The organism is Wolbachia endosymbiont (group A) of Therophilus tumidulus, from assembly GCF_964277345.1.
Taxonomy (GTDB): domain Bacteria; phylum Pseudomonadota; class Alphaproteobacteria; order Rickettsiales; family Anaplasmataceae; genus Wolbachia; species Wolbachia pipientis.
Window position 1 is genome coordinate 562,072 of sequence record NZ_OZ195515.1, and the last position, 18,992, is coordinate 581,063.

Below are 18,992 nucleotides of genomic sequence, written 5' to 3' on the forward strand. Positions count from 1 at the left end.
CAGCAACCTGTTAGGAGCCCCAAATGATAAAAAATGTAATTGTAGATCTCTCCCACTGGAATCAAAGTGTAGACTTTAAATTAGCAAAAGAAGATGGGATTTTAGGTGTTATTCATAAAGCAACGCAAGGTATAAGGTATATAGATCCAACGTATGCGGAAAGAAGAAAAACCGCTGAAGAAGAAGGTTTGATGTGGGGAGCATACCATTTTGGAGTAGGAGAAAACGGAAAAGACCAAGCCGATCATTTTCTGGAAACAGTTGGAAATGATTCTAAAGTATTGCTAGCGCTTGACATTGAAGAAAACCGAGATGGAAAAAACATAACACCAAAACAAGCGGAAGACTTTGTTGATAAGGTCCATGAAGTCACAGGACGTTTACCACTGATTTATGGAAGTGCTTATTTTCTAAAAGATTTCGCAACGCCGATTTTAATGAAATGTCCACTGTGGGTAGCAAGGTGGGGAGTAAGGCCAATATTACCAAAAGGATGGAAAAAATGGGTTATATGGCAATACACTGACGGCAAAAGTGGGAAAAAGCCTCGTGAAGTAGAAGGAATCGGACCATGTGATAGAAATAAATTCAACGGCACGTTAGAGGAATTAAAGGACTTTTGGGTGTCAGGATGTTATTGAAATCATTTAAACAATTATTCCGCAAACCACCAAAGCCTAAAGGTTCAGCGTGGGATGGAGCTGGATCTGGCAGAAGATTATTGCACTTTCAACCAGAGTCAGGAAGTATAAATAGCTTACTTTCCCAGAGCCTTGAGCACTTACGTAGTCGTTCACGTGATATGGTGAGAAAGAACTCCTATGCAGCAAACATAATCGATACGATAGTGAGTAATTGCGTTGGGACAGGAATAAAGCCGCAGTCAAAGGCAAAGGATGCAGAGTTTCGGAAAAAAGTGCAAGAGTTGTGGCTGAGATGGACAGATGAAGCAGACAGTAGCGGAATAAGTGATTTTTATGGACTGCAGGCATTGGTGTGCAGAAGCGTGATTGAAGGAGGAGAATGTTTTGTAAGACTCCGAACAAGAAAACGAGAAGATGGTCTTTGTGTGCCGTTGCAACTGCAAGTACTTGAATCAGAGCATTTAGACAATAAGAGCAATCAAACCCTTGCCAACGGTAATGTAATTAGAAACGGCATTGAATTTAACCGATTGGGGCAAAGAGAGGCGTATTACCTATTTAGAGAACATCCAGGTGAAGGCTCGTTTGGCGAATCAGTGAGAGTACCAGCAAATGATGTTTTACATATCTACAGACCACTAAGACCTGGGCAGATTCGAGGAGTACCGTGGCTTTCTACAGTACTGTTAAAGCTCTATGAACTTGATCAATACGATGATGCGGAATTAGTCAGAAAAAAGACTGCAGCGATGTTTGCGGGATTTATTACGAGACTTGATCCTGAAGCGAACATCATGGGAGAAGGAGAGAGTAATGAACAAGGGGTAGCATTATCTGGTCTTGAACCTGGGACTATGCAACTTTTAGACCCGGGAGAGGACATAAAATTTTCAGAACCATCTGATGTTGGAGGAAGTTATGAAGCATTCATGAAACAGCAGCTCAGAGCAATAGCAGTAGGCATGGGAATAACTTACGAGCAGCTAACAGGAGATCTAAGTGGTGTCAATTATTCATCAATAAGAGCTGGGTTAATAGAGTTTCGTAGGAGGTGCGCGATGTTACAGCATAACGTGGTAGTATTTCAGCTTTGCCGGCCAGTATGGAGTAGGTGGCTAGAATTAGCACTACTCTCTGGAGAACTGGACATAGGTGAAAAAAAAGGGGGAAAAGAAGAGGTAAAATGGATACCGCAAGGGTGTGCTTACGTAGATCCACTCAAAGACCAGCAAGCACAGCAAATGGCGGTAAGGAATGGGTTTAAGAGCAGGTCAGAAGTGGTTTCAGAACTGGGTTATGATGTAGAGGAAATAGACCAAGAAATTGCCGAAGATCAAAGACGTGCGAGTGAATTGGGATTAAGTTTTGATTCTGATGTACAAAGTAGTTTTGCGGAAATGACATGAAACAACAAGCAATGTGGCTGAATAGACCGGTAATGATGGAGCAAAGAAGTTTTGATCTATTGTCATTATATGCAAAAAAGCAGCCGATCTTCAAAAACATAAAACACGCAATAAGAAATAATAGAAAGGGAATAGCAGTCATACCGATACATGGAATCTTAACGAAGAATTCAGAAGCTTTTGACGATATTTTAGGGATGACATCGTATGAGAAGATACGTGAAGAGATAGAAGAAGCTTTAATAGATGAAGAAGTAGAAACAATAATTTTGAACATAGACAGCCCAGGAGGGGAAGTAAACGGTTTATTCGACCTTGCTGACTTTATTTACAAAGCGAGGGGTGAAAGAAAGATAATAGCAATAGCGAATGATGATGCGTATTCTGCGGCGTATGCAATTGCATCAAGTGCTAAAAAAGTATTGGTAACGAGAACTTCAGGAGTTGGAAGCATAGGAGTAATAGCAAGTCATATAGATCAAAGTGGATTTGATGAAAAACAGGGAATAAAATATACCGCAGTGTTTGCTGGGAATCGAAAAAACGATTTAAATCCGCATGAGCCAATAACATCAGAAAGTGTGGAAAGCTTACAAGAGGAAGTAGACCGACTATATGAGATGTTTGTCCAGCTCATAGCACGAAACAGAAATTTGTCCACGGAAACAATCAAATCAACGGAAGCAGGGCTATATTTTGGGGAAAAAGCAATAGAGATTGGACTTGCTGATGGAATTACGACATTTTCAGAATTTTTTGACAATTATAGGAGTAATATGACTAAAACTGAGATAAAAGAACAAGCAATAGATATTGATGAGCAAGGAAGATGTTTAGGGTACGAGAGCTGCCGTAAAGAAGTATTAGAGGTGATAAGATTATGTAATTTATCAAAGATGCCAGAGAAAATAGGAGAATTTATCGAACAGGATGTCAATGCAAAACAAGCGCAAGAGATATTAATGTCGATACTAGCAGAGAGAACGAAGAAGACAGAGATTTTGAGTACAATACCACAAAGTTCATCAGAAGATTTAATGATGGAAGTGGCCAAAACACGCCAGAATAGAGCAATCTATCTTTTACCGCGGAATAATAAACGCCGCGGTAGCTAAAACGCGCCAGAATAACCAATTATAAGGTTATATATCTTATACCGCAGAACTTTAAACACCGCGGTAGCTAAAACGCACCACAACTATAACCGCCGCGTATCAAACATGGCGGTAAAACTAAAGGGAAAAAAAGGAGAAAAATTTATGAGTTGTATAACCGAACAAAATAACCTTGGTGACCTATTAAAGTATGAGGCATCAAATCTATATTCAAGAGACCAAATAACAGTAGCAAAAGGGCAAAATCTAAAACTTGGTACAGTTGTTGGGTGTGATACTAAAGACGGTCTAATTAAGTCCTTAAATCCAACAGCTACAGACGGCACGCAAACAGCAATAGGTGTAATAACAAGTGATGTAAATGCAACGGAAACCACCAAAGCAGTAATCATTACTCGTATAGCAATGCTAGCCGATCATGTGGTTGTATGGCCAACAAATATCACTGAGGAGCAAAAAGCTGCAGCAATAAAGCAACTTGAAGCACGAGGAATCATTATCCGCAAAGGGGCTTAAAAAACTATTAAAAACACACAGGAGGAAAAATGCAAAATCCATTTACAAATACAGCATTTAGTATGACGGCACTGACTAATGCGATAAACATATTGCCGATAAATTATGGACGGGTTGAAAATTTAAATTTATTTCCAAGTAGGTCAGTAAGATTTAGACATATTACCATAGAAGAACACAACGGAGTATTGAGTTTATTACCAACACAAGTTCCAGGAGCACCAGCAACAGTAGGAAAAAGAGGAAAACGGAAAATAAGAACGTTTACCATTCCACATATTCCTCATGATGATGTAGTGCTGCCAGAGGAAGTACAGGGAATAAGAGCATTTGGATCAGAGAGTGAGCTTAAAGCGTTGGCAGATGTGATAACTGATCATTTGCAGCTAATGAGAAACAAACACGCGATAACGTTAGAGCATTTGCGGATGGGAGCATTGAAAGGGATTATTCTGGACGCAGATGGTAGTGAATTGTTAAACCTTTACAACGAATTTGAAATTACGCCAAAAGTAGTAAATTTTGCGCTGGGAACAGCAACAACCGATGTCAAGCGTAAGTGTCTGGAAGTATTGAGGCATGTTGAGGACAACTTAAGTGGTGAATATATGACCGGGATTCATGCGCTGGTAAGTCCAGAGTTTTTCGATGCTTTAACTTCCCACGCTAAAGTAAAAGAAGCATATGAAAGATGGCAAGAAGGAGCAGTGCTGAGAAACGACATGAGGTCAGGATTTACGTTCTGTGGAATAACGTTTGAGGAGTATAGAGGACAAGCAACCGACCCTGAAGGAACCGTAAGAAGATTTATAGAAAGAGATACAGGCCACTGTTTTCCACTTGGTACAGCAAGCACATTTACGACATATTTTGCGCCAGCAGACTTTAATGAGACGGTAAATACACTAGAACAGCCACTATATGCAAAACAAGAGCCAAGAAGATTTGATAGAGGAACTGATTTACATACACAATCGAATCCATTGCCAATGTGCCATCGTCCGGCAGTTTTGGTAAAAATTAGTTCTAGTTGATGAATATAGGAAAATTATTGGAAGATTGTTTTGAGCATTTAGGAGTGGAAGCCACATATTGTAATAAAAATAAGGAGGGTATTCGTAAAATAAAAGTGCTAATTAAACGTCCTGACACTACGTACTCTTTAGGTGCAGATGGAGCATTAACTCAGCAAATTGCTTCTATAGAAATACGTGGTCAGGACGTTACTTCCTTTAGCATAGGTGATTATATCAAGATTGAAAAAAGGTTCTACAAGATTTTTGAACCACCGTTAAAAGATTCTTCGGGTGAAATATGGAAAATTGAGGCAATAGAAAGTGTTTAATATTAAAACTAGTAACAATATTAATGAAATAATCTCCGATATTGACAGAAAAGAGCAGGAAATAAAACTGGCAGCTATAAAAGCGCTGAACAAAACAGCACTATGGTTAAAAGCAAAAGCAGCTAAGGAAATCAGTGAGGAAAAGAAGATAAAATTAAGTTTGATAAGAAAGAGATTAAGAATTTTTAAGGCGAAAACTAGCAGATTAGACGTGTTAATTAGAGCGAATCTCTATGACATTAGAGCATCGACAATTGGCAAAATACAAAAAACAAGAAGAGGATCGAAAGTAGGAAAGCACCAATTTATAGGAGGATTTGCGGCAGTTATGCCAAAAGGAAATAGCGGTATTTTTAAGCGTGAAGGAAGAACAGCATTACCAATACAAGAAGTAAAGCTACCACTGGAACCAGAAGGCTCAAGAATAATAAAAGACCTTGTTAATTATGAGAGTGAGAGAGAGTTTGAGAAATACTTTAAGCATGAGCTAAACTATATTTTAAAGATATGACAAAGTTCTGGACAGATTTACATCAAGCAATTTGTACTACACTGAAGGAAGAAATCCTAACTATACAAACATGCGAAGTATACCCGACGATAAGAAAAGAACAGTTAGCACCAGCGGTATTTGTGGAACTTAGTGGCTTTGAAAAAGGACACGATCCAGGAACAGAAGAATTAGCGCTGAAAGCAAGATTTGAAGCACGAATTGTGATTGATAGCACAATAGAAAATGCACCTATTATTGTCAGAACATTAGCTGCTGAGGTTGCCAGAGTAGTAAATAAAAATACTTGGAACGTGAAAAATGTTTCAGCAGGTGAATTTATATCAGCAGGAGGAGATGATTTTAGGCCAGAGCTCGATGCATATTTAGTGTGGATGGTAGAGTGGGTGCATACAATACACGTAGGGCGATCTATTTGGGAAAAAGGAAAATTTAGGCCACACAAAATAGAAATCGGTGAAATAAATGTTAGAAAATAATTTTGCAATTTCGGAATTACAGAGGAAATTGGCCAACATTGTTCGTATAGGAGTTGTAAAAGAAATAGATTATGAAAAAGCAAAAGTAAGAGTGAAAATAGGAGAAATTTTAACAGATTGGTTGCCATGGATAACAAGCAAAGCAGGAAAAGATAGAGATTGGTCTCCGCCAGATATCGATGAACAGGTTATGGTATTTTCTCCTCTTGGTGAACTATCATTAGGAGTGGTGTTAGCAGGAATATATCAGGAAAGATACCCTGCACCAGAGAATAAAAAAGAAATAAATAGTGTAAAATTTCAAGATGGAACAAGATTATTATATGATAAAGAGAAGCATCATTTAGAGATTGAAGTAGTAGACAAAATAATGTTGAAAGTAGGAGAATCAAGCATAGAGATGACAAAAAGTGGAATAAAACTCAAAGCAAAGAGAATCGACCTTAATTAAGTATGGCTAAAGCTGTGGTTTGTATAGGGGATTATTGCAGTGGAATACCGGCACATGTTTGTATGAGTGGAAGTAGTGATGTTTTTAAGAAAGGGAGATCTGTGTGTCGAAAAGGAGATATCTTAACTCTGGGAGAGAAGCTAATACAAGGTTCAAACAGCGTATTTGTGAATGGTATTGGTGTAGCAAGGACTGGAGATATGGTTTCGTGTGGTTTTAAAGTGATAAGTGGAAGTAAAAATGTATTTGCGAGCTAAAAATGCGTGGGATGAGCAATAAAACAGGAAAAGAGCTTGAAGGAATAGAACATTTAAAGCAATCAATTATTGATATATTAACTACTCCTATTAATAGCAGAATAATACGGAGAAATTATGGGTCGAGGTTGTTCGAATTAGTTGATAAGCCAGTAAATCGCGATTTTACGCTGGAAATTTATGCAGCAGTAGCAGGAGCACTAGAAAAATGGGAGAGGAGAAGGTTTAAATTAGAGAAAGTGAAGATAATAGAAGTAAAAGAAGGGAGAGTAACATTGAATTTAGAAGGTGTCTATCTTTCAGAAGGTAAGTTCATAAATATTAATGGAGTAGTTGTTTAAAAATGCAGCAGCCAAATATTATCGAACCACTGAACTTTGAAGAGATTTTTTCTCGGATGAAGGAAGAGTTAGTGAAGCGTGATGCAAGTTTTACAGCATTAGTAGAAAGTGACCCAGCGATGAAGGTATTAGAAGTAGCAGCATGGCGAGAACTTTTGCTCAGACAAAGGATAAACGAAGCGGTAAAAAGTAATTTACTTAAGTTTGCGACGGGAGAAGATCTTGATAATTTAGCTGAGTTTTATGGTGTAGAAAGGGAAAAAGGGGAAGATGATGAACGATTTAGAAAAAGAATTAAAGCAAAGATAATAGGTTGGAGCACAGGAGGAAATTATCGGTATTATGCATTATCAGCGGATATGAGAGTAAAAGATGCATTAGTAGAATCTCTGGTACCAGGAAAAGTACAAGTTTCAATCTTATCAACACAATTATCCACAACTGGCATACCGCCAAAAGAATTACTAGAAATTGTCAGAAATCAGCTAAACAGGGAGGATGTGAGGATTTTAACAGATACAATTGAAGTGGTAAGTTGCAATATTATAGAAATAGTTATTCACAGCAGAATTAGCATAAGTTCTATAACATCAGAGGAAGAAATTAAAAAGCAATTTGTCGAAAAGTTTGAAGCAAGCAAAAAACTCGGATGGAGTATTACAAGATCATGGATTATAGCGAATCTTTTTGTAGATGGAGTAGAAAACGTGGAATTAATAGAGCCAGGAGAGGATGTTGTTGTACGAGGGAATGAGTGTGCTTTCTTAAAAAGTTTAAATATTGAGTAATGCTATTACCACCAAACGCAACAAAGCAAGAAAAAGCGCTGGTTGATGCAATAGATTACAAAGTAGATCATGGTTGTATCAGAGGGTTTAAATTTAGCCCAGGGGAAAAAGTATTGCCATGGATAATAGAGGAATATGGGCTAGGAGAAATCCTACATTGGGTAAAAGACAAAAGAAAGGCGATAAAAGAAGGAGTAAAATTTCAAAGACTACGTGGAACACCTGCATCACTTAAAATAGCGCTCAAATGGGCAAATATAGAAGATATTACAATTATTAAAGAGCCACCCGGTAAACACTTTTTTGAGTTGCAGGTAGGGATAAGAGACGTACCAAATGATTTCTTTGTTGATGCAGTAGTAGAGCTGGCAAAACTATCATTACCTGCAAGATCGAGGCTAATGAGGATTTTTAACGATCACTACAATATTAGCAGGTTCATTTTAGATGAAAGCTTTTTTGGCAGTTTGTTATCGGATTATTCAGGGGTAAAAATAGAAAAAGATGGACCAGTACTGTCATTTGGTCGGAAGAACGCATTTGAGCTAAAAATCTTAAATCCAAGTTTTAAGTTTAGTACTTTTCGGGTTCATTATGAGCAGGCATTAAGTAATGATCTGTATAGGCTAGATGTAGCAATACTTGGAGAAACCGAACCTCACACAAAGAATTATAACGGTATTTATGAAAGAAATCATGTGTGGTATAACTTCAAAGCGCTATATCTGCTACCACAGAGCTTATTACCGGCAATTAAGTTTGCGAAAGCGCAAGTTATATTATCGGACAGTTGGAATTTGGGAGAAATAAATTCGTGCTTTCCGGTTAGTAGCGTAGAAGAAAAAGGAAATAAATTTGTATTGGGAAGTAGCAAACTATCTGAAGAACTGTGGAATTTAAAATACAAGCCAATTTTAGAAAGATTTTTTGCCGTTCACCACTATCAAGTAAAGAATTTCTCTACCCCCAAAATAATAAGATTTAGCGTAACAGAACACTACATTCATTTTGAAAGCGAATTGGATTCAAAGCAAAAGGATTCAATACACGAACCGGAAAATTACATTTTAGAGGTTGTCCGGAAACAAGTAAAAGGCTATAATATCTGAAATTTTAGTACGGGGTAAAGATGAGAAAAAAGTATCCAACAGATCTAAGCGAAAGGGAATGGGCAAGAATAGAAAAACACTTCAGAGTATCATACAAGAAAGGAGGAAGGCCGCCAAAGTATAGCAAAAAAGAAATATTAGAAGCAATTTTCTATGTATTGCGTACAGGGTGTCAATGGCGGTATTTACCAAATGATTTTCCGCTATGGAAGACTGTGTATGAGCAGTTCAGGCAATGGAAGAAGCAGGGAATTTTTGAGAAAATGAATTATGAAATTACAAAATATAGTAGAAGAAAAATAGGAAGGAATGAGCAGCCGAGTGCCTGTATAGTAGATAGTCAATCTGTAAAGACTACAGAAAAGGGGGGATCAAAGGCTATGATGGAAGTAAAAAAGTAAAGGGTAGAAAAAGGCATATAATTACAGACACTCAGGGTTTTATACTAGGTTGTTACGTAGGCGCTGCTAACGAAAATGATAGAGATGGTATTAAAATAGCATTAAACAATATGAGAACAAAATATACTAAAGTTAAAAAAATGTGGGCTGACATGGGATACCAAGGAAGAAATTTAAAGAATCACATAAAGGAAGAATATGACATAGATATTGAAATTGTTAAAAGGCCTCCATGTAGATTTTGGGTGCACAAAGATACGCCACCTGAGCTACTACCAACAAGAGAACAAGGGTTTAAAGTACAGCCAAGAAGATGGGTTGTAGAAAGGACTTTTGCTTGGGTTAATAGGAATAGAAGGCTATCGAAGGAGTATGATTTACTCACAACATCCACTGAGAATTTCATATACCTAGCTATGAGTAGGGTTATGTTAAAGAGGGAATATGCTTGAATTTACTAGTTTCCGGACAACCTCATATAGTACTTCCCAAAGTAAATGATAAAGGTATAATAAGCTATTTGAGTTATAATGGCGTATAGTGTGGATTTAAGGGAAAGGGCAGTATCGATGATAGAAAAAGGGAAGTCAAAGGTTGAGGTGGCAGAGCTTTTGGAGATAGGAATAGCAACTCTGTACCGCTGGTTAAGAAAGAAAGCCGCTGGTGAAAGCCTAAGGCCATCGAAAAACGGCAGCTTTATTCGAAAAATAGACCCAAAAATACTCGAAGAATATGTTAAAAAGAATCCAGATCATACGCTGGCAGAGATGAAACAAAATCTTGGATTTGGAATAAATTCAATTTGGTATAGGCTGAAACAGCTAAGAATTACTTTAAAAAAAAGTTACACTATATCAAGAGCGCAATCAAGAAGATAGGCAGCGATTTACCGATAAAATCTCAAAAATAGACCATTCCAGCATCTTATATATAGATGAAGCAGGAGTTGATAATAGGTTATACCGAGAGTATGGACGTGCTCCAATAGGAAAGAAAATTTATGCAGATATTCCAGGAAGAAAACGAGAGAGAATCAGTATAATAGGCGGGTGGATTGGAAAGAGATTTATTGCACCAATGACTTTCAAAGGTGGGTGTGACAAAGAGGTATTCAATACATGGTTAGAGAAGATGTTATTACCTAAATTGCCACATGGTACTACAATAGTTATGGACAATGCCACATTCCATAAAACTCCCAAAACAAAGGAGTTAATAGATAATGCTAGATGCCGTTTGCTCTATCTACCAACATATTCACCAGATTTGAACCCTATAGAGCATTGTTGGAATACCATCAAAAGCCGCCTCAGACCTTTAATGCATAAATATACAGACTTACAACTTTTGGTTGGTAATACCATAATGGAAATTTATCATTCATTTTAGAAAATACTATAGTGTTTTACCCGGGAGTATTGAAGTGGCACGAACATCGACATTTGAACAGAAGTTGGAAAAATAGTCAAGTAATATCTATAATAAGTTAAGTACTTATATTTATATCCTCATATATTATATTAATAATAGGTTAAAGTGTATGAAATAAACAGAAAAAGACTTGCTTTCTTATGCTAAAACGGACATGACTTGAATAGCGGCAGGTAAACATAAGAAATTTGTCTGGCGCTAGAAAAGCTAATTTTGTGAGGTATGTATGAAATTCAGTGAGGAAAAGAGAGAAGCTTTTAATAAGTCATTTTATGAATTATTAGAGAACTCGTTTAAGGATATTAATGAAAAAGATGAAAAAGGGGAAACAGTATTGCACCATGCAGTTGAAATCTCTGATTACAAAACAGTGAGGCTATTAATAAAAAAAGGAGCAGAGGTAAATGCAAGAGATAAAAAGGGTTATACACCACTGCACTGCGCAGTATTTGCGAGAAGTTTAGAAAATGTAAAAGTGCTGATAAGGGGAGGAGGAGAAATAAATGCCACTAAATATATCAACGGATGTACGCCACTGCACTCTGCATGTAGGCTAGGGGCAGGAATTGCAATAATAAAAGAGCTAGTAAAAGCAGGAGCTGCCGTTAATCAACTGGATAAATATGGTGCAACACCAATGTATTATATATGGGAGAGTGAAAGGTATGGCCTATGGGATAATGGAGAGAATGAAAAGGCGAGGAAATTTCTGGGAAAGCAAGGTGGAATAACAAAAAGTAGAAAACTGACGTGCTATGGAATAGAGAGGCTAGTGGGAGAAATAGCAGATATGTTGAATGGGAGCTATATGCCGGAGCTAAAAATAATAGAGATAGAAGAAATAAGGAAGAGAGATAAGGAGCTAATAAAGGAAGAGTGTAAAAATTTAGCAAGCAAGATAATGAGCCGAGTGAACGAAATGATAGATGAGGTGGTGAGAAGTAAGGCTTAAAAAAGGAATTTAAATTTAAAGAAAAGGTGAGGTAGGTTATGGTAAAGATTGGTAAGAAAGAGAAATCAGCAAAAGAATTATTAGAGAACTCATTCAAAAATATTTATGAAAGAGACGAAAAGGGAAGAACGGTTCTACATTATGCGATAGACGCAAAAACAGTGAGGTTATTAGTTGAAAAAGGAGCGAATGTGAATGCAGCAGATGTAGAAGGATATACAGCACTGCACCTAGCGGTAACGGAGAAACGCCTAGAAGCCGTGAGAGAATTGATAAAATCAGGAGGGAATGTAAATGCTGAGGAATATGGAAATAAATGCACGCCGCTGCACCTTGCATGTATGGTAGGTGAAAAAGAAATAGTGGAGGAGCTAGTGAAAGCAGGGGCTGAAATAGGGCAAGTAGATAAATTTGGAATGAAAGCGATGGATGATGCAAAAAATAGCAAAGAAATAGCCGGGGTATTGAAGAAAGAAACAGACAGAATTGAAAAGTTATTTATGAAAGGCTAAAAATATGGAGGAAGAAACAGAAAAGAAAGTAATGAATTTAGAGAAAAAAGCGTTGGAAGAGTTGAGGAGAATATGGAAGAAGGTATATGGGAAAGAAGCGCCTAGATATTCAAAGAAATATCTGATACCAAGATTAGCTTATAGAATGCAGGAGGAAGAATATGGAGAGATGTCAAGAAAAGGTGCCAAAAGACTAGAATACCTAGCAGATCGTCTAGAGAAGGGAAAAAGAATAAGTAGCGATAAATTACCAGTAGAAGGGACAGAATTAATACTAGAGAGAGGGGAAGAGACGCATGCGGTAATGGTAACAGATAAGGGTTTAATCTACAGAGAAGAGTTTTATACGTCATTGTCGGCAGTAGCAGGGAAAATAATGGGAATGAGCTATAATGGGCCTCTCCTATTAGGAATGAGAGACAAGGAGAAAAGATGCTAAAAGAAGTAAGGTGCGCAATTTATACAAGAAAATCAAATGAAGACGGGTTAGAACAAAAGTTTAACAGTCTTGATGCGCAGCGAGTAGCATGTGAAAAATATATAAAAAGCCGAGAAGGTTGGGTAGCACTGGCAAAAAAGTACGATGATGGAGGCTTTTCAGGGAGTAATTTAAATAGACCAGCGATAAAGGGATTATTTGAAGATGTAAAGGCAGGAGAAGTAGATTGTGTAGTAGTATATACGCTGGACAGGTTATCAAGGGAAACAAAAGACAGCATAGAAGTAACGTCATTTTTTAGAAGGCATAGAGTAAATTTTATAGCAGTAACACAAATATTTGACAATAATACGCCAATGGGAAAATTTGTGCAAACAGTGTTATCAGGAGCAGCACAACTAGAAAGAGAAATGATAGTAGAGAGAGTAAAAAATAAAATAACAACATCGAAAGAACAAGGGTTATGGATGGGAGGAACTTTGCCGCTAGGGTATGATGTAAAGGAGAAGGAATTAATAATAAATGAGAAAGAAGCAAAGACGGTGAAACATATATTTGAGAGGTATATGGAGCTGAAGTCAATGGCAGGATTAGCAAGAGAGTTAAATAGCCAAGGGTACCGAACGAAATCAGACATCTTTAAAAAAGCCACGGTAAGGAGAATAATAACAAATCCAATATATATGGGAAAAATCAGGCATTATGAGAAACAGTATGAGGGAAAGCATGAAGCAATAATAGAGGGAGAAAGATGGCAAAAAGCGCAGGAATTAATAAAGGATCAACCATATAGAAAAGCAAAATATGAAGAAGCGCTGCTTAGGGGAATAATAAAGTGCAAGAGCTGTAATGCAAATATGACGCTGACGTACGCAAAAAAAGAGAATAAAAGGTATCGATATTATGTGTGCAACAATCATTTAAGGGGAAAGGGTTGTGAATCAGTGAACCGAACAATAGTTGCCGGAGAAGTGGAAAAAGAAGTGATGAAGAAGGCGGAGCAGCTATATGAAAAATGTGGAGAAAAAGTGGAAGAATGGAAAAATTTAAGTTTCAGAGAACAGAAAGAAGTTGTGAAAAAGTTAATAAAGGGAGTAATGGTAAAGGAAGATGGACTAGAGGTGAGTTCAGAGGATAAGGTAGAATTTATACCAATGTGGTTAAAAAAGAAAGGAAATAAATGCACAGTAGTAGAACCAGAAGGCAAAACAAACAATGCGCTACTGAAAGCTGTGGTGAGAGCTCATCTGTGGAAACGTCAACTGGAGGCAGGAAAATATAGAAGTGTGAAAGAGCTGAGTATCAAAATTAATGTAGGTACAAGACGTATGCAACAAATTTTAAGGTTAAATTATCTGGCTCCAAAGATTAAAGAAGACATAGTAAATGGAAGACAGCCAAGAAGTTTAAAGCTAGCTGATTTGAGGGAAATACCGATGCTGTGGAGTGAACAGTTGGAAAAGTTTTATGGATTAACGTTTATAAAAGCAACAAGAGGAGAAAAACTATGAAAACACCAAAGCTATTGAAAAGTATTGCTAAAAAATTCAAAAATAGCACTGCCGCAAAAGAACAAGAGCAAAAAGTTTCTAGCAATGCAGATTCAGCAGAGGCCAAGAAACCTTTGGAAGATGTTCTTAATGAGAAAACAGCTAGAGCAGCAGGTTGTAACAGGAAAAAGTGTGAAGGTTAAAGAGGAAGTGCATGAAGTATGTGACATAGAGCATAAATCTGTAATTGATACTGACACTAAATTATGCAATATAAATAGTGAAGATCTTCAACTTATATGTGAAAGCAACGAAGAAGCGCAAATAGAAACTACTGTGGAGCCAACTTCCGTTGATAGAGCTGACAGTCCATTGAACCATGTTTTGATGGTGATGCTGTAGAAAAAAAACCATCAACACAATAAAGACAGGTAATCGTAGCAGGTGTTGTTGGTGCAGCATTGCTAGTTAGCAGTATTGTGGCTTATATATTGAAAATGTACGCCATAGCGGTAGTTGGCGGGATAGTTGGATTAGCTTGTGTAAGTTTTGCGCTGTACAATATCATAAACCCCAACATCAAGCTCGAGAAAGTAAAAAGTGTGGAGTAGCATATTATCCAATCTTCTTTGAATCCAACATATACTCAAAAAACGTCAAGCAAATTCCAAATAAGCTAATTTCTTTGGAAGAATCTATAAGTTATTAAACTTTCTGCAATTCTTTTACCTCACTTATAGAAAGACCAGTAAACTTGACAATAGTGTCAACATCAACATTATTAGCCAGCATTGTTTTTGCTACTTCAATTTTTCCTTCAATTTTTCCTTCAATTTTTCCTTCCTCTTTACCAATTTTTTTGCCTTTTTCAGTAGCATCATCGAGTCTTTGAGCGAGGACAGCCTGTTCATCAAGAATACGTTTTATTTCCTGTTCGTAGGCAATAAATTCTTTCTCTGACCAGTTAAATCTATTTAGCTCTTCATAGGCTTTTTTGATTATAAAATCACTCCCTATTATTTTTTCCAGCTCCTCTTCACTGGTTTCCTCTGCATACCTAAAGAAATAAGCCCACTTTTCTACTATATTCTCCAATTGATCTTCCTTCGTCTTTGGAAATTTTGGCAATTCAATAAATATAAAGTAAAAATCTTTTAGATCGTGTTCATTAGTGTCCTCATCTCGAATAGTATGCTTTGATTTGTACTCAGATTTATTAGGAAACAGTACACAATCTGCTATAGCAATGAAGATAATTTCCTTAAGGTCGTGGTATTGATCACCCTTGCCAGCTTGTCTTGAATAAGCTTTAGCAGCATAATATTGAGCACGTTTTTCAAATCCTTTAGTTTTAGCGACCTGCATTTCGACTATTACTTGCAGTCCATTTTCATCTCTACAGAGGACATCAACAATACTTTGCTTTTTAGCAGCAATATCAGGGTCTTGAATAGTACTTAAAAACTCTATACCCTTTATTTCATTTTTACCAGTGAAGCCAAGGATATCATTGAGAAAGTGAATAAGAATATCCTTATTTTTTTCAGTACCAAAGATACGCTTGAACGATATATCATTTTTGGGATCAAGAAACTTAGAAAAAGTCATAAGAAATTAACCTAAAAAGCGTTAATAATTATACACAATTCTGAAGAAATGTTCAACTTCTTTATGCTAAAGCCTATTAAAGTTAGCTGAATTTCAAGAGTTGGCAAATTGAGGTAGGTGTTCCTATTAATATAGGCAACTGACCTAAAAAATCTTAAAGCCAGTGGTATGCTTTAAAGACTATAAACATCAAGATAAATTCCTTAGAAAATCTCTTAAGCTATTAACTTAACATCAACATCTGTCCTTACTATATACAACGGCTTACTGTTTCTTTGAAACTTGAGGCTCCTCTTATTTCATCAAGTTTTGTCAAAGGACCGATTTTTCCATCAGATTGACTCATCGTTTCAGAACGCATCAATTTTCCAGATCTGACAAAAAATCCTTGTTCTATGGCTTGGTTAACTGATAACTCTCCTAGTAAGCAATTCTCTCCTATTTTTTCTTTACAATCTTTTAATTGCTTCAGCAGATCTTGATTGCATACTTCCACCTTTATATGGCTTTTATTTTTTATGTCAGGACGCAACCTAACCTCTAACTCTCCCAAACTAGTATAGAAAGTTAATACTACATCGCTGCCTTCTGTAAGATCTGTGTAATTCCTTTTGCCTTTTTCAGTTTTAATTTCTACTTCACTATTACCAATCTTTACTATATTTCTTCCACACTTTAAATCTCCATGGGTTAGACCCAAACCCCTTGCCCCATCTGTTATTTTTGTAATGTCTATTTTACTATCTTTAGAATATTCTAAGTAAAAAACGGATTTGTCTATTCTTATATCTTTCAGCTCGCTGCTAGTTGCACTTTTTGCGACTTCAATAAACTTATGAGTATTGCTAATATAATCTTTATATGCTTTTTTCATGTTAGTTTTATGCTCTTTAAATTCTGATGTCAGTGTGTTAACAATATTAGCATCAACTGTATTACCAAACACCGCTCCTTTTGATACTAATTGACATACTATACTACTAGCAACTTTAGGATTTTTTTCCAACTCACTGATTTTTTTTATCACATAATCGGTAAGGGTGTACTCACTACCTGAAAAGAAATCTTGTGAAGAAGAATAGTTTAATCGTACGCCAGACTTTATAGCATCATTCACAACTTCTTCAAGTTCAACCATGTTTTGAGCTCGAGATACCTTATCAGAAAACTTACTTAACTTCTCCTTTTGACTTGATGTTAAATTAACGAGTAATTTGCTGGCCTGTCCTTTCTTCTCCGAACGATCAATAATATTTTCATCATAATATGATACTCCTGCTTCTAGCATTATCTTTTCTAACTGTTGAATAAGATCTTGATGTTCCGGCTCCCAAGAAAGATCTTGAATATGAAAAAGCAATTTTGATCTATCTCTTCCTTCCCTAACATTTAGCACCACTTCTAGGTCTGGATCTCCTTTATGCTTACCTAAAAAGTCCTTTAAATTTTTAATGCAGTCTGGACTGGGTACAAGTAAGTCATACAATTCCTTATTCAACTTTTTCTGTTTATCAGTTAAGAGTAATTGTTCTAGATCAAAGCAGAGTTTCTTAATTACTACTTGTTGTGGAGTTTTTCCCTTCCTATTTGGTATGTTAGGGTTAGCTCCTTTCAATAGGAGAGAGTTTGCATTATCATAATTACCTATGGCAGCAGCAATGTATAATGGTGTTTTTCCTCCATTATCCTGTATGTTAGGATCTGCACCTGCATCTAAAAGTGAATCTATAGCCCGATTTCCTAGGGGACGGAATTCATCAATACTTGCTCCTGCAACCGCATGTAGTACCGTCGACCCATTTGCTCCTCTTTTGAGGTTAAGAATTACTTTTAAATCTTTATTATTTTTATTGTCATGTAAAAATTTTTCAAGAGGTTCGGTATTATCAGATAAGCTATGGTAAGAGGTTAAACATCCCAGAGCATTGAGTAACTCTTTATTTAATTTCTTTTGACTTAGAGTAAGATCATGCTCAAGTGCAAACCAAACACAAACCCGTTCTTTTAGTACAAGTTTGCTATCCATTAAAGATGGTAGTTCATTATAGTTTCCAATTGATTGCAAATCCCCTAAATACAACATCTCATCACTTATCGATTCATTTAATAAATGTTCTTTAGATGATAGATGTTCTATAATGGATTCATACTCAAGATCATATAGTTCTGGTTTAGATTTTAGCTTTAGTCGATTGATGATAGATTTCATCATCTTGGTAAAATCACCCATACTCACCCCCTAAACTAAGATATATGGTATATGATATTCGATATGTAACATTAAGTCAATAACTATAATCTTTTCATGTCGTTAAGATCTTATTAAGTTTTTATGGTGAGTACTACTAGTAGGTTAAAAATTGTTTATTAATGAGAGTTTTAGATAGTTTTTGTAATTGCCAGATTAACAAAATTGAGAACTGCTAACTATATTTAATACCATTATCACAAGGATAAGATTTTTTACGCTTTAAAGAAGTGCCAAAACTGCTGAAGTTTTTACAGTAAACCTACGTGTTCAGCAGAATAAACAAACACATGCCAGTATTAGTAGAGAATTATTTATAAGAGTCAACTAGCTTTTTAGAAAAATATTTTAGTAAAACTAGTTAGTGTTATAAAGAATTGAATTATTGACTCTTTTTAAAATTGCAAAAAAGATCGTATATTTGTGAGAACAATTCAAATAAAAGCGTCGTTGTGAAAGTAAAAGCGCAAAATTATAGCAACAAAGATAAGCGAGATTAGTTCATATGTGAATTTGGCTAAAGCAGGCTAATATGGGTGGTTTTATGATATAGTGAAATTATTATATTAAAAAGTTCGTATGCATCACTTGGTAGACCAACGCATTCCAAGAAAAACACTTCTCACCGCCCTTGGTTTTGAATGCTAAACATGGTTGTATTGCTTAAGATCTTAATAAAATATTGCTAAATTAATATTATTGAACTCGGAAATAACAGGAAAATTTATAACAGTTTTTATCCCCAATAGAACGAAATCCTTTTTATTGGTATCGTCCTTTTTGTGAAAAATATTCTTAACTTCTCTACCACTTTTTCTGGCTAAGATTACTTCTTGATTTCTTTCTATTTCCTTTGCAAACATGTTCTTAGATTCAAGATTGCTTTTAATCCTGACCACATTAAAAATTACAGGACTAGGAGACTGAGTCAAGGTTTTAGTAATTTAAA

Annotated in this window: 24 protein-coding genes and 1 pseudogene; 22 read left to right on the forward strand and 3 right to left on the reverse strand. The window is 36.2% G+C overall.

Going from position 1 to position 18,992, the window contains the following annotated elements:
* Positions 1-23 precede the first annotated feature (23 nt).
* The 22 genes and pseudogenes from ACICQD_RS03020 to ACICQD_RS03125 all read left to right on the forward strand — a co-directional run bounded on the left by ACICQD_RS03020 (position 24) and on the right by ACICQD_RS03125 (position 14,589).
* Positions 24-641 (forward strand): glycoside hydrolase family 25 protein, encoded by a 618-nt coding sequence (locus tag ACICQD_RS03020; RefSeq protein WP_395461545.1) that lies wholly within the window; start codon positions 24-26, stop codon positions 639-641.
* Positions 632-2,050 carry a phage portal protein gene (locus ACICQD_RS03025; protein WP_395461546.1) on the forward strand — a complete coding sequence of 473 codons (1,419 nt, stop codon included), beginning with the start codon at positions 632-634 and terminating at the stop codon, positions 2,048-2,050. Before ACICQD_RS03020 ends, ACICQD_RS03025 begins: the two co-directional genes overlap by 10 nt.
* Entirely contained in the window at positions 2,047-3,165 is a 1,119-nt protein-coding gene (locus ACICQD_RS03030) for a S49 family peptidase (protein ID WP_395461547.1), read from the forward strand. The genes ACICQD_RS03025 and ACICQD_RS03030 overlap by 4 nt, the downstream gene beginning before the upstream one ends.
* A 144-nt stretch (positions 3,166-3,309) precedes the next feature.
* On the forward strand, positions 3,310-3,681 hold the full coding sequence (locus ACICQD_RS03035) for a head decoration protein (protein ID WP_395461548.1): 372 nt from the start codon (positions 3,310-3,312) through the stop codon (positions 3,679-3,681).
* A 29-nt stretch (positions 3,682-3,710) separates the two neighbouring features.
* A complete protein-coding gene (locus ACICQD_RS03040; RefSeq protein ID WP_395461549.1) occupies positions 3,711-4,715 on the forward strand; it encodes a major capsid protein in 1,005 nt (334 codons plus the stop codon).
* Entirely contained in the window at positions 4,715-5,026 is a 312-nt protein-coding gene (locus tag ACICQD_RS03045; protein WP_395461818.1) for a hypothetical protein, read from the forward strand. Before ACICQD_RS03040 ends, ACICQD_RS03045 begins: the two co-directional genes overlap by 1 nt.
* Positions 5,027-5,045: 19 nt before the next feature.
* The gene (locus tag ACICQD_RS03050; RefSeq protein ID WP_395461819.1) at positions 5,046-5,537 is read left to right on the forward strand and encodes a phage tail protein; all 492 of its coding nucleotides are present in this window, start codon (positions 5,046-5,048) and stop codon (positions 5,535-5,537) included.
* A complete protein-coding gene (locus ACICQD_RS03055) occupies positions 5,534-6,016 on the forward strand; it encodes a hypothetical protein (protein WP_395461550.1) in 483 nt (160 codons plus the stop codon). Before ACICQD_RS03050 ends, ACICQD_RS03055 begins: the two co-directional genes overlap by 4 nt.
* Entirely contained in the window at positions 6,003-6,467 is a 465-nt protein-coding gene (locus ACICQD_RS03060) for a phage baseplate assembly protein V (RefSeq protein WP_395461551.1), read from the forward strand. Before ACICQD_RS03055 ends, ACICQD_RS03060 begins: the two co-directional genes overlap by 14 nt.
* A gap of 2 nt (positions 6,468-6,469) precedes the next feature.
* On the forward strand, positions 6,470-6,724 hold the full coding sequence (locus tag ACICQD_RS03065) for a PAAR domain-containing protein (RefSeq protein ID WP_236514486.1): 255 nt from the start codon (positions 6,470-6,472) through the stop codon (positions 6,722-6,724).
* A 2-nt stretch (positions 6,725-6,726) separates the two neighbouring features.
* Positions 6,727-7,065: a GPW/gp25 family protein gene (locus ACICQD_RS03070; RefSeq protein ID WP_395461552.1), complete on the forward strand. Its 339-nt coding sequence runs from the start codon at positions 6,727-6,729 to the stop codon at positions 7,063-7,065.
* Between the two features lie 2 nt (positions 7,066-7,067).
* Positions 7,068-7,853 carry a baseplate J/gp47 family protein gene (locus ACICQD_RS03075; protein WP_395461553.1) on the forward strand — a complete coding sequence of 262 codons (786 nt, stop codon included), beginning with the start codon at positions 7,068-7,070 and terminating at the stop codon, positions 7,851-7,853.
* Complete coding sequence (locus tag ACICQD_RS03080; protein WP_395461554.1) at positions 7,853-8,962, forward strand: phage tail protein; 1,110 nt, start codon at positions 7,853-7,855, stop codon at positions 8,960-8,962. The genes ACICQD_RS03075 and ACICQD_RS03080 overlap by 1 nt, the downstream gene beginning before the upstream one ends.
* A gap of 20 nt (positions 8,963-8,982) precedes the next feature.
* A pseudogene (locus ACICQD_RS03085) lies at positions 8,983-9,815 on the forward strand (IS5 family transposase).
* 78 nt (positions 9,816-9,893) lie between these two features.
* Entirely contained in the window at positions 9,894-10,241 is a 348-nt protein-coding gene (locus ACICQD_RS03090; RefSeq protein ID WP_155968342.1) for an IS630 transposase-related protein, read from the forward strand.
* 28 nt (positions 10,242-10,269) lie between these two features.
* Positions 10,270-10,752: an IS630 family transposase gene (locus ACICQD_RS03095; protein ID WP_231115908.1), complete on the forward strand. Its 483-nt coding sequence runs from the start codon at positions 10,270-10,272 to the stop codon at positions 10,750-10,752.
* A gap of 268 nt (positions 10,753-11,020) precedes the next feature.
* Entirely contained in the window at positions 11,021-11,746 is a 726-nt protein-coding gene (locus tag ACICQD_RS03100; protein WP_395461555.1) for an ankyrin repeat domain-containing protein, read from the forward strand.
* 38 nt (positions 11,747-11,784) lie between these two features.
* Entirely contained in the window at positions 11,785-12,258 is a 474-nt protein-coding gene (locus ACICQD_RS03105) for an ankyrin repeat domain-containing protein (protein WP_395461556.1), read from the forward strand.
* A gap of 4 nt (positions 12,259-12,262) precedes the next feature.
* Positions 12,263-12,697 (forward strand): DUF2924 domain-containing protein, encoded by a 435-nt coding sequence (locus ACICQD_RS03110; RefSeq protein WP_341821673.1) that lies wholly within the window; start codon positions 12,263-12,265, stop codon positions 12,695-12,697.
* Positions 12,691-14,208 (forward strand): recombinase family protein, encoded by a 1,518-nt coding sequence (locus tag ACICQD_RS03115; RefSeq protein WP_395461557.1) that lies wholly within the window; start codon positions 12,691-12,693, stop codon positions 14,206-14,208. The genes ACICQD_RS03110 and ACICQD_RS03115 overlap by 7 nt, the downstream gene beginning before the upstream one ends.
* Positions 14,205-14,390, forward strand: a complete 186-nt coding sequence (locus ACICQD_RS03120) for a hypothetical protein (protein ID WP_341821672.1) — start codon at positions 14,205-14,207, stop codon at positions 14,388-14,390. The genes ACICQD_RS03115 and ACICQD_RS03120 overlap by 4 nt, the downstream gene beginning before the upstream one ends.
* On the forward strand, positions 14,338-14,589 hold the full coding sequence (locus tag ACICQD_RS03125) for a hypothetical protein (RefSeq protein WP_341821671.1): 252 nt from the start codon (positions 14,338-14,340) through the stop codon (positions 14,587-14,589). Before ACICQD_RS03120 ends, ACICQD_RS03125 begins: the two co-directional genes overlap by 53 nt.
* Before the next feature lie 303 nt (positions 14,590-14,892).
* Here the strand turns inward: ACICQD_RS03125 and ACICQD_RS03130 are convergent, their stop codons facing one another.
* The 3 genes from ACICQD_RS03130 to ACICQD_RS03140 form a co-directional block, all read right to left on the reverse strand.
* Positions 14,893-15,795, reverse strand: coding sequence for an Rpn family recombination-promoting nuclease/putative transposase (locus ACICQD_RS03130; RefSeq protein WP_395461558.1), 903 nt, complete (start codon positions 15,793-15,795; stop codon positions 14,893-14,895).
* Positions 15,796-16,045: 250 nt separating this feature from the next.
* Entirely contained in the window at positions 16,046-18,025 is a 1,980-nt protein-coding gene (locus ACICQD_RS03135; protein WP_395461559.1) for an ankyrin repeat domain-containing protein, read from the reverse strand.
* 689 nt (positions 18,026-18,714) lie between these two features.
* A complete protein-coding gene (locus ACICQD_RS03140) occupies positions 18,715-18,906 on the reverse strand; it encodes a hypothetical protein (protein ID WP_395461560.1) in 192 nt (63 codons plus the stop codon).
* Between the last annotated feature and the right edge of the window lie 86 nt (positions 18,907-18,992).

Bases quoted from the DNA above. Each gene is read 5' to 3' on its own strand.
- ACICQD_RS03105 (WP_395461556.1), top strand. From the start codon at position 11,785: ATGGTAAAGATTGGTAAGAAAGAGAAATCAGCAAAAGAATTATTAGAG.
- ACICQD_RS03120 (WP_341821672.1), top strand. From the start codon at position 14,205: ATGAAAACACCAAAGCTATTGAAAAGTATTGCTAAAAAATTCAAAAAT.
- ACICQD_RS03140 (WP_395461560.1), bottom strand. From the start codon at position 18,906: ATGTTTGCAAAGGAAATAGAAAGAAATCAAGAAGTAATCTTAGCCAGA.
- ACICQD_RS03065 (WP_236514486.1), top strand. From the start codon at position 6,470: ATGGCTAAAGCTGTGGTTTGTATAGGGGATTATTGCAGTGGAATACCG.
- ACICQD_RS03055 (WP_395461550.1), top strand. From the start codon at position 5,534: ATGACAAAGTTCTGGACAGATTTACATCAAGCAATTTGTACTACACTG.
- ACICQD_RS03045 (WP_395461818.1), top strand. From the start codon at position 4,715: ATGAATATAGGAAAATTATTGGAAGATTGTTTTGAGCATTTAGGAGTG.
- ACICQD_RS03040 (WP_395461549.1), top strand. From the start codon at position 3,711: ATGCAAAATCCATTTACAAATACAGCATTTAGTATGACGGCACTGACT.
- ACICQD_RS03110 (WP_341821673.1), top strand. From the start codon at position 12,263: ATGGAGGAAGAAACAGAAAAGAAAGTAATGAATTTAGAGAAAAAAGCG.
- ACICQD_RS03125 (WP_341821671.1), top strand. From the start codon at position 14,338: ATGAGAAAACAGCTAGAGCAGCAGGTTGTAACAGGAAAAAGTGTGAAG.
- ACICQD_RS03100 (WP_395461555.1), top strand. From the start codon at position 11,021: ATGAAATTCAGTGAGGAAAAGAGAGAAGCTTTTAATAAGTCATTTTAT.
- ACICQD_RS03020 (WP_395461545.1), top strand. From the start codon at position 24: ATGATAAAAAATGTAATTGTAGATCTCTCCCACTGGAATCAAAGTGTA.
- ACICQD_RS03035 (WP_395461548.1), top strand. From the start codon at position 3,310: ATGAGTTGTATAACCGAACAAAATAACCTTGGTGACCTATTAAAGTAT.
- ACICQD_RS03030 (WP_395461547.1), top strand. From the start codon at position 2,047: ATGAAACAACAAGCAATGTGGCTGAATAGACCGGTAATGATGGAGCAA.
- ACICQD_RS03115 (WP_395461557.1), top strand. From the start codon at position 12,691: ATGCTAAAAGAAGTAAGGTGCGCAATTTATACAAGAAAATCAAATGAA.
- ACICQD_RS03075 (WP_395461553.1), top strand. From the start codon at position 7,068: ATGCAGCAGCCAAATATTATCGAACCACTGAACTTTGAAGAGATTTTT.
- ACICQD_RS03025 (WP_395461546.1), top strand. From the start codon at position 632: ATGTTATTGAAATCATTTAAACAATTATTCCGCAAACCACCAAAGCCT.
- ACICQD_RS03135 (WP_395461559.1), bottom strand. From the start codon at position 18,025: ATGGGTGATTTTACCAAGATGATGAAATCTATCATCAATCGACTAAAG.
- ACICQD_RS03070 (WP_395461552.1), top strand. From the start codon at position 6,727: ATGCGTGGGATGAGCAATAAAACAGGAAAAGAGCTTGAAGGAATAGAA.
- ACICQD_RS03090 (WP_155968342.1), top strand. From the start codon at position 9,894: ATGGCGTATAGTGTGGATTTAAGGGAAAGGGCAGTATCGATGATAGAA.
- ACICQD_RS03130 (WP_395461558.1), bottom strand. From the start codon at position 15,795: ATGACTTTTTCTAAGTTTCTTGATCCCAAAAATGATATATCGTTCAAG.
- ACICQD_RS03080 (WP_395461554.1), top strand. From the start codon at position 7,853: ATGCTATTACCACCAAACGCAACAAAGCAAGAAAAAGCGCTGGTTGAT.
- ACICQD_RS03060 (WP_395461551.1), top strand. From the start codon at position 6,003: ATGTTAGAAAATAATTTTGCAATTTCGGAATTACAGAGGAAATTGGCC.